Genomic DNA, 14,202 nt, shown 5'->3' with positions numbered 1-14,202 from the left:
AGGAAGAAATATGAACATTTTGAAGATTGAACTTGCGAGCATAGAGCAAACAGATTTAGGTTTTGAGCATTGGGTAGATGTGACTTACACTGTCCCAATTTTGAAAAATGAGTACACGGTCAAGTTGTTGCTGCTCTTTGATTTTGAAATCGAAGATGACAAAGTGATTGAATATCTGGTCACTACCTGGAAGTATCGGGATCTCGTGCTGCATTCAGTAAGGATGTATGAGATGGAGAGAGAAATTGCATGACTGTGAAAATATTTTTTATGTATTTTACTCTAACTAATCATGATTGGGCGTTTGACGTCTACACCAGAATTGCACAAAACCAACAATGACAAGTCAGTAGCGCGCGCAACGATCGCTGTGAACCGTCGTTACAAAGACCAGAATGGGGAACGCGAAGCTGATTTTGTCAATCTTGTTCTTTGGGGAAAATTGGCTGAAACCTTGGCAAGCTACGCAACTAAAGGTAGTCTTATCTCTGTGGATGGAGAACTTCGTACCCGTCGCTTTGAGAAAAATGGCCAGATGAACTATGTGACTGAAGTTCTTGTGACAGGATTCCAACTTTTGGAAAGTCGTGCCCAACGAGCCATGCGTGAAAATAATGCCGGACAGGATTTGGCAGATTTGGTTTTGGAAGAGGAGGAATTGCCATTTTAAGTAGTGAAAAGTCTGAGTTGGTCTCAGGCTTTTTATCTTGAGAAAGTCAGACTTTTTTCTTGACTATTTCTGACCAAGTGATACAATAGAACTATGGATTAGCACTCGGGTATAAAGAGTGCTAACAATATCTATCTCATTATGGAGGAAAGCAAATGTTGAAACCATTAGGAGACCGTGTGGTCTTGAAAATCGAAGAAAAAGAACAAACTGTTGGTGGCTTTGTCCTTGCAGGCTCAGCCCAAGAAAAAACAAAAACAGCTCGTGTTGTAGCTACTGGACAAGGTGTTCGTACTTTGAATGGTGACTTGGTTGCTCCAAGCGTTAAGGCTGGAGACCGTGTCTTAGTTGAAGCCCACGCTGGTATTGATGTCAAAGATGGCGATGAAAAGTATATCATCGTAGGAGAAGCTAACATCTTGGCAATCATTGAAGAATAGAAGGAGAAAGTAAGTATGTCAAAAGAAATTAAATTTTCATCTGATGCTCGTTCAGCTATGGTCCGTGGTGTCGATATCCTTGCAGACACTGTTAAAGTAACCTTGGGACCAAAAGGTCGTAACGTTGTGTTGGAAAAATCATTCGGTTCACCACTCATCACCAATGACGGTGTGACCATTGCCAAAGAAATTGAATTAGAAGACCATTTTGAAAATATGGGTGCTAAATTGGTATCAGAAGTCGCTTCGAAAACCAATGATATCGCAGGTGATGGAACCACAACTGCAACTGTCTTGACCCAAGCTATCGTCCGCGAAGGAATCAAAAACGTTACTGCAGGTGCTAATCCAATCGGCATTCGTCGTGGGATTGAAGCAGCGGTTGCCGCAGCTGTAGAAGCCTTGAAAAACAATGCCATTCCAGTTGCTAATAAAGAAGCCATCGCTCAGGTTGCTGCTGTATCTTCTCGTTCTGAGAAAGTTGGTGAATACATCTCTGAAGCTATGGAAAAAGTTGGCAAAGATGGTGTCATCACTATTGAAGAATCACGTGGTATGGAAACAGAGCTTGAAGTCGTGGAAGGAATGCAGTTTGACCGCGGTTACCTATCACAGTACATGGTGACAGATAGCGAAAAAATGGTGGCGGACCTCGAAAATCCATACATTTTGATTACTGATAAGAAGATTTCAAATATCCAAGAAATCTTGCCACTCCTAGAAAGCATTCTTCAAAGCAACCGTCCGCTCTTGATTATTGCGGATGATGTGGATGGCGAAGCTCTTCCGACTCTTGTATTGAACAAGATTCGAGGAACTTTCAATGTCGTTGCTGTCAAAGCTCCTGGCTTTGGTGACCGTCGTAAAGCCATGCTTGAAGACATCGCTATCTTGACAGGCGGAACTGTCATCACAGAAGATCTTGGTCTTGAGTTGAAAGACGCGACGATTGAAGCGCTTGGTCAAGCCGCTAGAGTGACTGTGGACAAAGACAGCACGGTTATCGTAGAAGGTGCTGGCAATCCTGAAGCCATTTCCCACCGTGTTGCAGTTATCAAGTCACAAATCGAAACCACAACTTCTGAATTCGACCGTGAAAAACTCCAAGAACGCTTGGCTAAATTGTCAGGTGGTGTCGCAGTTATCAAGGTCGGTGCTGCAACTGAAACTGAGTTGAAGGAAATGAAACTCCGCATTGAAGACGCCCTTAACGCTACTCGTGCAGCCGTTGAGGAAGGAATCGTTGCTGGTGGTGGAACAGCTCTTGCCAACGTGATTCCAGCTGTTGCTGCCTTGGAATTGACAGGCGATGAAGCAACAGGACGTAGTATTGTTCTCCGTGCCTTGGAAGAACCTGTTCGTCAAATCGCCCACAATGCAGGATTCGAAGGGTCTATCGTCATCGATCGCTTGAAGAATGCTGAGCTTGGTACAGGCTTCAATGCAGCAACTGGTGAGTGGGTTAATATGATTGAAGAAGGAATCATCGACCCAGTTAAAGTAAGTCGTTCAGCCCTACAAAATGCAGCCTCTGTGGCTAGCTTGATTTTAACAACAGAAGCAGTCGTAGCCAATAAACCAGAACCAGCAGCCCCAGCTCCAGCAATGGACCCAAGCATGATGGGCGGGATGATGTAAGGTTTCAGATCAAGCCATTCAATAAAAATAAAAAAGGAGGGGATAGGTATCCCTCCTTTTTTAGTCTCCGTTTCAAAAATAGATTTGAGCTGGTTGGTGATATATGGTAAAATAACTAATAGTAAAAGGAGAAGAACATGATCGATGTAGAAGAAATTCTGAGCAAGATGAATCCCAATCAGAAGATTAATTATGACCGTGTTATGCAGAAAATGGTTCAGGTTTGGGAGAAAAATGAGCAACGTCCCACTATTCTCATGCATGTTTGCTGTGCTCCTTGTAGTACCTATACCCTAGAATACCTGACAAAATACGCTGATGTGACTATCTATTTTGCCAATTCCAATATCCATCCCAAGGCAGAATACCACAAGCGAGCTTACGTCACCAAGAAATTTGTCAGTGATTTCAATGAGCGAACAGGAAATACGGTCCAGTATTTAGAAGCCCCATATGAACCCAATGAATACCGGAAGTTAGTCAGAGGACTGGAAGAAGAACCCGAGGGTGGTGACCGTTGCAAGGTTTGTTTTGACTACCGTTTGGATAAAACAGCACAGGTAGCTATGGACTTGGGCTTTGACTACTTTGGTTCAGCTTTGACCATCAGTCCCCATAAGAATTCTCAAACCATCAACAGTATCGGAATTGATGTGCAAAAGATTTATACAACCCACTATCTTCCAAGTGATTTCAAGAAAAATCAAGGCTATAAGCGCTCGGTGGAGATGTGCGAGGAGTATGATATCTACCGTCAATGTTATTGTGGATGCGTCTATGCGGCTCAAGCTCAGAACATTGATCTTGTTCAGGTTAAGAAGAATGCCACAGCTTTTTTGCTGGATAAGGATGTTGAAAAAGACTATTCTCATATCAAGTTTACTGTCACTAAATTAGATATATAGCAATTAACCCAGCTTCCAGGCTGGGTTTTTCAAATAAAAAACCAGGGCTCTCACCCCGGTTTGACAACTTTACCGATTCTTTAGTTCTATGTAGCGTTTGTACCAAATGTTGACATAGGCCTCTGAGAAAGGACCGCGTCCATTGTTAATCCAATCAACAAGGATTTTCACATGCTCTTTCAAAATATAGTCTAAATCATCAGAATACTTCATTTTGCGTTTATGGCGTTCATACTCTTCAACGTCCAAGAGACGCTTTTCACCATCAGTGAAGACCTTGACATCCAAATCATAATCAATGTATTTCAGGGCTTCCTCATCTAGATAGTAGGGGCTAGCCATATTGCAATAGTAGGAAATCCCATTATCACGAATCATAGCAATGATATTAAACCAATATTTTTTGTGAAAGTAAACAATAGCCGGTTCTCGAGTTACCCAACGACGACCGTCACTTTCGGTAACAAGTGTGTGGTCGTTGACGCCGATAATAGCGTTCTCTGTTGTTTTTAGTACCATGGTGTCCCGCCAAGTACGGTGAAGACTCCCATCATGCTTATAACTTTGAATTGTAATAAAGTCGCCTTCTTTTGGAAGTTTCATAACTAACCAACTTTCTACAATTTATAAGTTTATCATCTGCTATTATATCATAAATTGGTCTAATTTTTTTGAATTTTACATGAAAATGTTAAAGATATTCTCTGAGGGCGCTTGCTATATCCGAAAAATCATAGCCCTTTCTAGCCAAAACTTGAGTTAAACGTTGCTTTAGTTCGTAACCTTCATATTTGCGAGCGTATTTAGTATATTGTTTGTCTAACTCTTTGAAAATGAGTTCTTGAGTCGTTTCTTGGTCGACTTTACTATCCAAGTCGTCAAAGGCATTTTTAGCGTCAGAATAGGAGAAGCCTTTGTTTGTCAAGCTTTGAATGATCTTATCTTGCAAGGCACGAGCAGGAAGCTTTCCTTTGTATTTTTTAAGCAGTTTTTCTGCAACACGTTGAGCAACCTCTGAAAAATCAAAATCCTTTAAAACCTCTTCAATAGTTGATTTGGCAATCCCTTTTTGAGACAGTTTTTGAGCTAGCACATAAGGTCCCTTATCTCCAGAAAATTGATTGGCATTGATGATAGAGTAGGCATACTGACGATCATTAATCCAGTTATCTTCTTTAAGGTTAGCGATAACTTGACTAGTGATTTTTTCGTCAATATCATACTTTTTCAGGTACTCTCGCACTTCCTTTTCAGTACGAGCCTTGAAGGATAAATGGTAGAGAGCGAGGTTCTTACCATAAGAAAACTGAGCAAAGCCCTGTATCTCGATTAATTCTTCCGTGCTAATGACCTTATCTTTAGACAACATAAAATGGACAATGGTATCTTCCGTGATATAAGAGGTTTGCTGTCCATCTAGTTCCATCAAGTAGAGGCGTTTTTTCTTTTCAAGTTTTGTGATTTTCATAGTTCTATTATACCCTAAAATGTGATAAGATAGGGGTATGAATCTGAAAGTCAAACAAAAAATACCTTTAAAAATCAAGCGGATGGGCATCAATGGTGAGGGAATCGGTTTCTACCAGAAAACCCTCGTTTTTGTGCCAGGCGCCCTCAAAGGAGAAGATGTCTATTGTCAGATTACTTCTATTAAACGTAACTTTGTTGAAGCCAAATTACTAAAAGTTAATAAGAAGTCGAAATTTCGAGTCGTGCCAGCTTGTACCATTTACAATGAATGTGGTGGTTGCCAAATCATGCACCTCCACTATGATAAACAGTTAGAGTTCAAAACGGATCTGCTCCATCAAGCCCTGAAAAAATTTGCTCCTGCGGGATATGAAAACTATGAAATTCGTCCAACTATCGGAATGCAGGAACCAAAGTACTACCGTGCTAAGTTGCAATTTCAGACTCGGAAATTTAAAAATCAGGTCAAGGCAGGTTTGTATGCGCAAAACTCACATTATCTCGTAGAGTTGAAAGACTGTTTGGTGCAAGATAAGGAAACCCAAGTGATTGCGAATCGCCTAGCTGAGCTTCTCACTTACCATCAAATCCCCATCACCGATGAGAGAAAAACGCAAGGTGTTCGCACCATCATGGTACGTCGAGCGAGAAAAACTGGACAAGTCCAGATTATCATCGTCACAAATCGCCAGCTTAATTTGAATCAACTAGTCAAAGACCTAGTTAATGATTTTCCAGAAGTCGTCACAGTTGCTGTCAATACAAATACAGCAAACACAAGTGAAATCTATGGTGAGAAGACAGAAATTATCTGGGGCCAAGAGAGCATTCAAGAAGGAGTACTCGACTATGAGTTTTCTCTCTCACCCCGTGCCTTCTATCAGCTCAATCCGGAGCAAACAGAAATACTCTATAGTGAAGCAGTTAAGGCCCTGGATATTAGTGAAGAAGACCATCTGATTGATGCCTATTGTGGTGTCGGGACGATCGGATTTGCCTTCGCAAATAAGGTCAAGAGTCTCAGAGGAATGGATATTATTCCAGAAGCCATTGAAGACGCCAAGCGAAATGCTAAAAAAATGGGATTTGACAATACCCATTACGAAGCGGGAACAGCAGAAGAGATTATTCCACGCTGGTATCAAGATGGCTACCGAGCAGATGCCTTGATAGTCGATCCTCCTCGTACAGGCTTAGATGATAAGCTGTTGGATACCATTCTGAGCTATGTTCCAGAAAAAATGGTCTATGTATCCTGCAATGTTTCGACCTTGGCACGAGATTTGGTTAAACTAGTAAAAGTCTATGATCTCCAGTATATCCAGTCGGTCGATATGTTTCCCCACACTGCACGGACAGAAGCAGTTGTTAAGTTAGTGAAGAAAATAAAAAATTAACTTCATTGAAAAAAGTTCTTGACAAAGGTAAAAAAGTAGGTATAATAGAAAGAGTTGAAAAGCTCAAGGTCCGTTGGTCAAGGGGTTAAGACACCGCCTTTTCACGGCGGTAACACGGGTTCGAATCCCGTACGGACTATGGTATGTTGCGGATGGAACACTTGATGAAAAAAGTTCAAAAAAGTTTCAAAAAAGTGTTGACAAGCGAGAGCAGCTGTGATATACTAATATAGTTGTCGCTTGAGAGAGATTGAGTGACAAAGACCTTTGAAAACTGAACAAGACGAACCAATGTGCAGGGCACTATAACTAAGGTTATAGTACTGAACAATGAAAAAACAATAAATCTGTCAGTGACAGAAATGAGTGAGAACTCAAACTTTTAATGAGAGTTTGATCCTGGCTCAGGACGAACGCTGGCGGCGTGCCTAATACATGCAAGTAGAACGCTGAAGCTTGGTGCTTGCACCGAGCGGATGAGTTGCGAACGGGTGAGTAACGCGTAGGTAACCTGCCTGGTAGCGGGGGATAACTATTGGAAACGATAGCTAATACCGCATAAAATGGATTATCGCATGATAATCCATTGAAAGGTGCAAATGCATCACTACCAGATGGACCTGCGTTGTATTAGCTAGTTGGTGGGGTAACGGCTCACCAAGGCGACGATACATAGCCGACCTGAGAGGGTGATCGGCCACACTGGGACTGAGACACGGCCCAGACTCCTACGGGAGGCAGCAGTAGGGAATCTTCGGCAATGGACGGAAGTCTGACCGAGCAACGCCGCGTGAGTGAAGAAGGTTTTCGGATCGTAAAGCTCTGTTGTAAGAGAAGAACGAGTGTGAGAGTGGAAAGTTCACACTGTGACGGTATCTTACCAGAAAGGGACGGCTAACTACGTGCCAGCAGCCGCGGTAATACGTAGGTCCCGAGCGTTGTCCGGATTTATTGGGCGTAAAGCGAGCGCAGGCGGTTAGATAAGTCTGAAGTTAAAGGCTGTGGCTTAACCATAGTACGCTTTGGAAACTGTTTAACTTGAGTGCAAGAGGGGAGAGTGGAATTCCATGTGTAGCGGTGAAATGCGTAGATATATGGAGGAACACCGGTGGCGAAAGCGGCTCTCTGGCTTGTAACTGACGCTGAGGCTCGAAAGCGTGGGGAGCAAACAGGATTAGATACCCTGGTAGTCCACGCCGTAAACGATGAGTGCTAGGTGTTAGACCCTTTCCGGGGTTTAGTGCCGCAGCTAACGCATTAAGCACTCCGCCTGGGGAGTACGACCGCAAGGTTGAAACTCAAAGGAATTGACGGGGGCCCGCACAAGCGGTGGAGCATGTGGTTTAATTCGAAGCAACGCGAAGAACCTTACCAGGTCTTGACATCCCTCTGACCGCTCTAGAGATAGAGTTTTCCTTCGGGACAGAGGTGACAGGTGGTGCATGGTTGTCGTCAGCTCGTGTCGTGAGATGTTGGGTTAAGTCCCGCAACGAGCGCAACCCCTATTGTTAGTTGCCATCATTTAGTTGGGCACTCTAGCGAGACTGCCGGTAATAAACCGGAGGAAGGTGGGGATGACGTCAAATCATCATGCCCCTTATGACCTGGGCTACACACGTGCTACAATGGCTGGTACAACGAGTCGCAAGCCGGTGACGGTAAGCTAATCTCTTAAAGCCAGTCTCAGTTCGGATTGTAGGCTGCAACTCGCCTACATGAAGTCGGAATCGCTAGTAATCGCGGATCAGCACGCCGCGGTGAATACGTTCCCGGGCCTTGTACACACCGCCCGTCACACCACGAGAGTTTGTAACACCCGAAGTCGGTGAGGTAACCGTAAGGAGCCAGCCGCCTAAGGTGGGATAGATGATTGGGGTGAAGTCGTAACAAGGTAGCCGTATCGGAAGGTGCGGCTGGATCACCTCCTTTCTAAGGATAAGGAACTGCGCATTGGTCTTGTTTAGTCTTGAGAGGTCTTGTGGGGCCTTAGCTCAGCTGGGAGAGCGCCTGCTTTGCACGCAGGAGGTCAGCGGTTCGATCCCGCTAGGCTCCATTGGTGAGAGATCACCAAGTAATGCACATTGAAAATTGAATATCTATATCAAATAGTAACAAGAAAATAAACCGAAACGCTGTAGTATTAAAAGAGTTTATGACTGAAAGGTCAGAAAATAAGGTTAAGTTAATAAGGGCGCACGGTGGATGCCTTGGCACTAGGAGCCGAAGAAGGACGTGACAAACGACGATATGCCTTGGGTAGCTGTAAGTAAGCGATGATCCAGGGATTTCCGAATGGGGGAACCCAACAGGTACTACCTGTTACCCATATCTGTTAAGGATATGAGGAGGAAGACGCAGTGAACTGAAACATCTAAGTAGCTGCAGGAAGAGAAAGCAAAAGCGATTGCCTTAGTAGCGGCGAGCGAAACGGCAGGAGGGCAAACCGAAGAGTTTACTCTTCGGGGTTGTAGGACTGCAAAGTGGACTCAAAGATTATAGAAGAATGATTTGGGAAAATCAGCCAAAGAGAGTAAGAGCCTCGTATTTAAAATAGTCTTTGTACCTAGCAGTATCCTGAGTACGGCGGGACACGAGAAATCCCGTCGGAATCTGGGAGGACCATCTCCCAACCCTAAATACTCCCTAGTGACCGATAGTGAACCAGTACCGTGAGGGAAAGGTGAAAAGCACCCCGGGAGGGGAGTGAAATAGAACCTGAAACCGTGTGCCTACAACAAGTTCGAGCCCGTTAATGGGTGAGAGCGTGCCTTTTGTAGAATGAACCGGCGAGTTACGATATGATGCGAGGTTAAGTTGAAGAGACGGAGCCGTAGGGAAACCGAGTCTGAATAGGGCGCATTAGTATCATGTCGTAGACCCGAAACCATGTGACCTACCCATGAGCAGGTTGAAGGTGCGGTAAGACGCACTGGAGGACCGAACCAGGGCACGTTGAAAAGTGCTTGGATGACTTGTGGGTAGCGGAGAAATTCCAAACGAACTTGGAGATAGCTGGTTCTCTCCGAAATAGCTTTAGGGCTAGCGTCGACATAAAGATTCTTGGAGGTAGAGCACTGTTTGGGTGAGGGGTCCATCCCGGATTACCAATCTCAGATAAACTCCGAATGCCAAAGAATTATGGTCGGCAGTCAGACTGCGAGTGCTAAGATCCGTAGTCGAAAGGGAAACAGCCCAGACCACCAGCTAAGGTCCCAAAATAATTGTTAAGTGGAAAAGGATGTGGGGTTGCACAGACAACTAGGATGTTAGCTTAGAAGCAGCTATTCATTCAAAGAGTGCGTAATAGCTCACTAGTCGAGTGACCCTGCGCCGAAAATGTACCGGGGCTAAAACAATTTACCGAAGCTGTGGATACCTTTATAGGTATGGTAGGAGAGCGTTCTATGTGTGGAGAAGGTGTACCGTGAGGAGCGCTGGAACGCATAGAAGTGAGAATGCCGGTATGAGTAGCGAAAGACAGGTGAGAATCCTGTCCACCGTAAGACTAAGGTTTCCAGGGGAAGGCTCGTCCGCCCTGGGTTAGTCGGGACCTAAGGAGAGACCGAAAGGTGTATCCGATGGACAACAGGTTGATATTCCTGTACTAGAGTATGTAGTGATGGAGGGACGCAGTAGGCTAACTAAAGCAGACGAATGGAAGTGTCTGTCTAAGCAGTGAGGTGTGAATTGAGTCAAATGCTTAATTCTATAACATTGAGCTGTGATGGGGAGCGAAGTTTAGTAGCGAAGTTAGTGACGTCACACTGCCAAGAAAAGCTTCTAGCGTTAAACATACTCTACCCGTACCGCAAACCGACACAGGTAGTCGAGGCGAGTAGCCTCAGGTGAGCGAGAGAACTCTCGTTAAGGAACTCGGCAAAATGACCCCGTAACTTCGGGAGAAGGGGTGCTGACTTTACGTCAGCCGCAGTGAATAGGCCCAAGCAACTGTTTATCAAAAACACAGCTCTCTGCTAAATCGTAAGATGATGTATAGGGGGTGACGCCTGCCCGGTGCTGGAAGGTTAAGAGGAGTGCTTAGAGGTAACTCGAAGGTATGAATTGAAGCCCCAGTAAACGGCGGCCGTAACTATAACGGTCCTAAGGTAGCGAAATTCCTTGTCGGGTAAGTTCCGACCCGCACGAAAGGCGTAATGATTTGGGCACTGTCTCAACGAGAGACTCGGTGAAATTTTAGTACCTGTGAAGATGCAGGTTACCCGCGACAGGACGGAAAGACCCCATGGAGCTTTACTGCAGTTTGATATTGAGTGTCTGTACCACATGTACAGGATAGGTAGGAGTCTAAGAGATCGGGACGCCAGTTTCGAAGGAGACGTTGTTGGGATACTACCCTTGTGTTATGGCCACTCTAACCCGGATAGGTGATCCCTATCGGAGACAGTGTCTGACGGGCAGTTTGACTGGGGCGGTCGCCTCCTAAAAGGTAACGGAGGCGCCCAAAGGTTCCCTCAGAATGGTTGGAAATCATTCGCAGAGTGTAAAGGTATAAGGGAGCTTGACTGCGAGAGCAACAACTCGAGCAGGGACGAAAGTCGGGCTTAGTGATCCGGTGGTTCCGTATGGAAGGGCCATCGCTCAACGGATAAAAGCTACCCTGGGGATAACAGGCTTATCTCCCCCAAGAGTTCACATCGACGGGGAGGTTTGGCACCTCGATGTCGGCTCGTCGCATCCTGGGGCTGTAGTCGGTCCCAAGGGTTGGGCTGTTCGCCCATTAAAGCGGCACGCGAGCTGGGTTCAGAACGTCGTGAGACAGTTCGGTCCCTATCCGTCGCGGGCGTAGGAAATTTGAGAGGATCTGCTCCTAGTACGAGAGGACCAGAGTGGACTTACCGCTGGTGTACCAGTTGTCTTGCCAAAGGCATCGCTGGGTAGCTATGTAGGGAAGGGATAAACGCTGAAAGCATCTAAGTGTGAAACCCACCTCAAGATGAGATTTCCCATGATTATATATCAGTAAGAGCCCTGAGAGATGATCAGGTAGATAGGTTAGAAGTGGAAGTGTGGCGACACATGTAGCGGACTAATACTAATAGCTTGAGGACTTATCCAAAGTAACTGAGGATACGAAGCGTGAGGTTTTCTAATTATTTGATAGATATTCAATTTTGAGTAGGTATTACTCAGAGTTAAGTGACGATAGCCTAGGAGATACACCTGTACCCATGCCGAACACAGTAGTTAAGCCCTAGAACGCCGGAAGTAGTTGGGGGTTGCCCCCTGTGAGATATGGAAGTCGCTTAGCTCGAGGGAGTTTAGCTCAGCTGGGAGAGCATCTGCCTTACAAGCAGAGGGTCAGCGGTTCGATCCCGTTAACTCCCATATAGGTCCCGTAGTGTAGCGGTTATCACGTCGCCCTGTCACGGCGAAGATCGCGGGTTCGATTCCCGTCGGGACCGTTTAAGATAACGGAAGTTATTTTAGACTCGTTAGCTCAGTTGGTAGAGCAATTGACTTTTAATCAATGGGTCACTGGTTCGAGCCCAGTACGGGTCATATTTGCGGGTTTGGCGGAATTGGCAGACGCACCAGATTTAGGATCTGGCGCTTAACGGCGTGGGGGTTCAAGTCCCTTAACCCGCATATAGAAAGCAGCCGGCTTAGCTCAGTTGGTAGAGCATCTGATTTGTAATCAGAGGGTCGCGTGTTCAAGTCATGTAGCCGGCATTTTTTTATATAGAATAAGAGGTCGATGCGAATGTAGTTCAGTGGTAGAACACCACCTTGCCAAGGTGGGGGTCGCGGGTTCGAATCCCGTCGTTCGCTTAGAGAGGCCGGGGTGGCGGAACTGGCAGACGCACAGGACTTAAAATCCTGCGATTGGTAACGATCGTACCGGTTCGATTCCGGTCCTCGGCATATAATGATGAGCACCCTTAGCTCAACTGGATAGAGTACCTGACTACGAATCAGGCGGTTAGAGGTTCGACTCCTCTAGGGTGCATTTTTTTATTTAACGCGGGAAGTAGCTCAGCTTGGTAGAGTACTTGGTTTGGGACCAAGGTGTCGCAGGTTCGAATCCTGTCTTCCCGATTCATGGCGGTGTAGCTCAGCTGGCTAGAGCGTCCGGTTCATACCCGGGAGGTCGGGGGTTCGATCCCCTTCGCCGCTATAATGATCTTGTTGGACCTTTAGCTCAGCTGGTTAGAGCTCTCGGCTCATAACCGAGTGGTCGTAGGTTCAAGTCCTACAAGGTCCATTGTAAATAATGGAGGATTACCCAAGTCCGGCTGAAGGGAACGGTCTTGAAAACCGTCAGGCGTGTAAAAGCGTGCGTGGGTTCGAATCCCACATCCTCCTTTTATATTAACGCGGGATGGAGCAGCTCGGTAGCTCGTCGGGCTCATAACCCGAAGGTCGTAGGTTCAAATCCTGCTCCCGCAATTTGGCTCGGTAGCTCAGTTGGTAGAGCAATGGATTGAAGCTCCATGTGTCGGCGGTTCGATTCCGTCTCGCGCCATATTTTGTTTTATTAAGCGGGTGTAGTTTAGTGGTAAAACTACAGCCTTCCAAGCTGTTGTCGCGAGTTCGATTCTCGTCACCCGCTTTGAACTTTGTTCAAATACCAAGTTTTTTAACTTGGGCGCGTAGCTCAGGTGGTTAGAGCGCACGCCTGATAAGCGTGAGGTCGGTGGTTCGAGTCCACTCGTGCCCATTAATAGGAGAATTACTCAAGAGGCTGAAGAGGACGGTTTGCTAAATCGTTAGGTCGGGTAACCGGCGCGGGGGTTCGAATCCCCCATTCTCCGTACTTAGAGAGCTAGTAAGCTCTTTTTTTGTGTGTATTTCTTTTAAAATAATAGTGAGTAAAAATTTTTAATATAGCAACAGCTTTGCTAGGTTTAGTGCTTTATTAGGAATAAAGATTTTGAGATATTAGGTGATTCTATATGAAAAATGGAATAAAATTTTGTAGTATTTTTTATAGATTTATACTATTTATATTTGTAGTGATTTTAACTGGGATTTCGATGATCTTAGATACAACAGAAGCTCAAATTCGCTTTTTAAATCTATCCTTGATTGTTGGGCAAGAGGAGTTGAGGATTGTTACAGTTGTAGTTTTGCTCCTTACTTTTCTTCTATCCTTCTTGCTTAAATGGAAATGTTCAATTCATAAAAAAGGGATTTATCTAAGAAAAATTGATTTATTTGTAGCTTGGGATGAGATTAGAGGTCTTAGCCATGTCTGGATCAATGAATATCATCGTGGACCTCATGGTTTCCTGTTCTATAATCGTAAGACGCTGGTTATTTATAGGAAAAATTACCAGCCGATTTGCCTTTATAATATTTCATTATTGGCCTTATATGTGGCTAAATATTATCATCCAAAATTGAAAACCAATATAGTCTTAGCAACGTTGGCAAGTCTCTTCAATATGGCTTTAAATGCATGCTTCTTGTACGAGATGTTTAGTAAAAATTTGGTGAATATAAAAGCTGAAGTCTTTATGTTTTGGCTGCTTTTATATGCTGTTAAAGTTTTTGCGTTGCCATTGATTATGCTTGAATATGAGAATCACTGCTATGGAGCTTCTTTGGTACATAGCACGGCATATAAAAAGAATGCCTCAAAAGCTATCCACCTGTAAATTGTTGATAGGAAGCTAGCTATTTATATATCTGTTACTTTCTACATTCAAACAGCACTATAT

9 protein-coding genes, 19 tRNA genes and 3 rRNA genes are annotated in these 14,202 nt (G+C 44.8%); 29 read left to right on the top strand and 2 right to left on the bottom strand.

What is annotated here, in order from left to right; all coding sequences use genetic code 11:
* Positions 1-10: 10 nt before the first annotated feature.
* From HMPREF9188_RS08140 to HMPREF9188_RS08120, 5 genes are all read left to right on the top strand, one after another.
* A complete protein-coding gene (locus tag HMPREF9188_RS08140; protein ID WP_009730537.1) occupies positions 11-253 on the top strand; it encodes a DUF7720 family protein in 243 nt (80 codons plus the stop codon).
* A gap of 39 nt (positions 254-292) precedes the next feature.
* Positions 293-670, top strand: a complete 378-nt coding sequence (locus HMPREF9188_RS08135; protein WP_009730536.1) for a single-stranded DNA-binding protein — start codon at positions 293-295, stop codon at positions 668-670.
* 155 nt (positions 671-825) lie between these two features.
* Positions 826-1,110 (top strand): co-chaperone GroES, encoded by a 285-nt coding sequence (gene groES, locus HMPREF9188_RS08130; protein WP_009730535.1) that lies wholly within the window; start codon positions 826-828, stop codon positions 1,108-1,110.
* 15 nt (positions 1,111-1,125) lie between these two features.
* Positions 1,126-2,748, top strand: coding sequence for a chaperonin GroEL (gene groL, locus HMPREF9188_RS08125; protein ID WP_009730534.1), 1,623 nt, complete (start codon positions 1,126-1,128; stop codon positions 2,746-2,748).
* Positions 2,749-2,885: 137 nt separating this feature from the next.
* Positions 2,886-3,653 carry an epoxyqueuosine reductase QueH gene (locus HMPREF9188_RS08120; RefSeq protein ID WP_009730533.1) on the top strand — a complete coding sequence of 256 codons (768 nt, stop codon included), beginning with the start codon at positions 2,886-2,888 and terminating at the stop codon, positions 3,651-3,653.
* 69 nt (positions 3,654-3,722) lie between these two features.
* Here HMPREF9188_RS08120 and ntdP read toward each other — a convergent pair whose 3' ends face one another.
* Both ntdP and recX read right to left on the bottom strand, forming a co-directional pair.
* Positions 3,723-4,256: a nucleoside tri-diphosphate phosphatase gene (gene ntdP / locus HMPREF9188_RS08115; protein WP_000775318.1), complete on the bottom strand. Its 534-nt coding sequence runs from the start codon at positions 4,254-4,256 to the stop codon at positions 3,723-3,725.
* A gap of 88 nt (positions 4,257-4,344) precedes the next feature.
* Positions 4,345-5,121, bottom strand: coding sequence for a recombination regulator RecX (gene recX / locus HMPREF9188_RS08110; RefSeq protein ID WP_009730532.1), 777 nt, complete (start codon positions 5,119-5,121; stop codon positions 4,345-4,347).
* A 37-nt stretch (positions 5,122-5,158) separates the two neighbouring features.
* Here recX and rlmD point away from each other — a divergent pair, with 37 nt between their 5' ends.
* The 24 genes from rlmD (at position 5,159) to HMPREF9188_RS07990 (ending at position 14,139) form a co-directional block, all read left to right on the top strand.
* Complete coding sequence (rlmD, locus tag HMPREF9188_RS08105; RefSeq protein ID WP_009730531.1) at positions 5,159-6,520, top strand: 23S rRNA (uracil(1939)-C(5))-methyltransferase RlmD; 1,362 nt, start codon at positions 5,159-5,161, stop codon at positions 6,518-6,520.
* A gap of 67 nt (positions 6,521-6,587) precedes the next feature.
* Positions 6,588-6,659, top strand: a tRNA-Glu gene (locus HMPREF9188_RS08100).
* A gap of 242 nt (positions 6,660-6,901) precedes the next feature.
* A 16S ribosomal RNA gene (locus HMPREF9188_RS08095) occupies positions 6,902-8,449 on the top strand.
* A gap of 51 nt (positions 8,450-8,500) precedes the next feature.
* Positions 8,501-8,573: transfer RNA gene (locus HMPREF9188_RS08090), tRNA-Ala, on the top strand.
* Between the two features lie 122 nt (positions 8,574-8,695).
* A 23S ribosomal RNA gene (locus tag HMPREF9188_RS08085) occupies positions 8,696-11,597 on the top strand.
* 76 nt (positions 11,598-11,673) lie between these two features.
* Positions 11,674-11,789 (top strand): 5S ribosomal RNA (rrf, locus tag HMPREF9188_RS08080).
* Together the 16S, 23S and 5S rRNA genes with 19 tRNA genes alongside form the textbook arrangement of a ribosomal RNA operon.
* A 4-nt stretch (positions 11,790-11,793) precedes the next feature.
* A tRNA-Val gene (locus HMPREF9188_RS08075) sits at positions 11,794-11,866 on the top strand.
* A 4-nt stretch (positions 11,867-11,870) separates the two neighbouring features.
* A tRNA-Asp gene (locus tag HMPREF9188_RS08070) sits at positions 11,871-11,943 on the top strand.
* Between the two features lie 24 nt (positions 11,944-11,967).
* Positions 11,968-12,040 (top strand) — tRNA-Lys (locus HMPREF9188_RS08065).
* 5 nt (positions 12,041-12,045) lie between these two features.
* Positions 12,046-12,127 (top strand) — tRNA-Leu (locus HMPREF9188_RS08060).
* An 11-nt stretch (positions 12,128-12,138) separates the two neighbouring features.
* Positions 12,139-12,211 (top strand) — tRNA-Thr (locus HMPREF9188_RS08055).
* Positions 12,212-12,238: 27 nt separating this feature from the next.
* Positions 12,239-12,310: transfer RNA gene (locus HMPREF9188_RS08050), tRNA-Gly, on the top strand.
* Positions 12,311-12,317: 7 nt separating this feature from the next.
* A tRNA-Leu gene (locus HMPREF9188_RS08045) sits at positions 12,318-12,403 on the top strand.
* 11 nt (positions 12,404-12,414) lie between these two features.
* A tRNA-Arg gene (locus HMPREF9188_RS08040) sits at positions 12,415-12,488 on the top strand.
* 15 nt (positions 12,489-12,503) lie between these two features.
* Positions 12,504-12,577: transfer RNA gene (locus HMPREF9188_RS08035), tRNA-Pro, on the top strand.
* Positions 12,578-12,582: 5 nt separating this feature from the next.
* Positions 12,583-12,656, top strand: a tRNA-Met gene (locus HMPREF9188_RS08030).
* Positions 12,657-12,669: 13 nt separating this feature from the next.
* Positions 12,670-12,743, top strand: a tRNA-Ile gene (locus HMPREF9188_RS08025).
* An 11-nt stretch (positions 12,744-12,754) separates the two neighbouring features.
* Positions 12,755-12,844: transfer RNA gene (locus HMPREF9188_RS08020), tRNA-Ser, on the top strand.
* 10 nt (positions 12,845-12,854) lie between these two features.
* Positions 12,855-12,928, top strand: a tRNA-Met gene (locus tag HMPREF9188_RS08015).
* Between the two features lie 3 nt (positions 12,929-12,931).
* Positions 12,932-13,004: transfer RNA gene (locus HMPREF9188_RS08010), tRNA-Phe, on the top strand.
* 16 nt (positions 13,005-13,020) lie between these two features.
* Positions 13,021-13,091 (top strand) — tRNA-Gly (locus HMPREF9188_RS08005).
* Positions 13,092-13,125: 34 nt separating this feature from the next.
* Positions 13,126-13,199, top strand: a tRNA-Ile gene (locus HMPREF9188_RS08000).
* Positions 13,200-13,205: 6 nt separating this feature from the next.
* Positions 13,206-13,293 (top strand) — tRNA-Ser (locus tag HMPREF9188_RS07995).
* A 141-nt stretch (positions 13,294-13,434) separates the two neighbouring features.
* Positions 13,435-14,139: a hypothetical protein gene (locus HMPREF9188_RS07990; protein WP_009730530.1), complete on the top strand. Its 705-nt coding sequence runs from the start codon at positions 13,435-13,437 to the stop codon at positions 14,137-14,139.
* Positions 14,140-14,202: the final 63 nt, after the last annotated feature.

This window comes from Streptococcus sp. F0441, from assembly GCF_000314775.2.
Classification (GTDB): domain Bacteria; phylum Bacillota; class Bacilli; order Lactobacillales; family Streptococcaceae; genus Streptococcus.
This window is presented reverse-complemented; position numbering and strand designations above follow the sequence as displayed.

What these genes read in the sequence shown, in the direction of transcription:
- HMPREF9188_RS08140 (WP_009730537.1), top strand. Translation starts at nt 11, where the DNA reads ATGAACATTTTGAAGATTGAACTTGCGAGCATAGAGCAAACAGATTTA.
- HMPREF9188_RS07990 (WP_009730530.1), top strand. Translation starts at nt 13,435, where the DNA reads ATGAAAAATGGAATAAAATTTTGTAGTATTTTTTATAGATTTATACTA.
- groL (WP_009730534.1), top strand. Translation starts at nt 1,126, where the DNA reads ATGTCAAAAGAAATTAAATTTTCATCTGATGCTCGTTCAGCTATGGTC.
- HMPREF9188_RS08120 (WP_009730533.1), top strand. Translation starts at nt 2,886, where the DNA reads ATGATCGATGTAGAAGAAATTCTGAGCAAGATGAATCCCAATCAGAAG.
- recX (WP_009730532.1), bottom strand. Translation starts at nt 5,121, where the DNA reads ATGAAAATCACAAAACTTGAAAAGAAAAAACGCCTCTACTTGATGGAA.
- HMPREF9188_RS08135 (WP_009730536.1), top strand. Translation starts at nt 293, where the DNA reads ATGATTGGGCGTTTGACGTCTACACCAGAATTGCACAAAACCAACAAT.
- rlmD (WP_009730531.1), top strand. Translation starts at nt 5,159, where the DNA reads ATGAATCTGAAAGTCAAACAAAAAATACCTTTAAAAATCAAGCGGATG.
- ntdP (WP_000775318.1), bottom strand. Translation starts at nt 4,256, where the DNA reads ATGAAACTTCCAAAAGAAGGCGACTTTATTACAATTCAAAGTTATAAG.
- groES (WP_009730535.1), top strand. Translation starts at nt 826, where the DNA reads ATGTTGAAACCATTAGGAGACCGTGTGGTCTTGAAAATCGAAGAAAAA.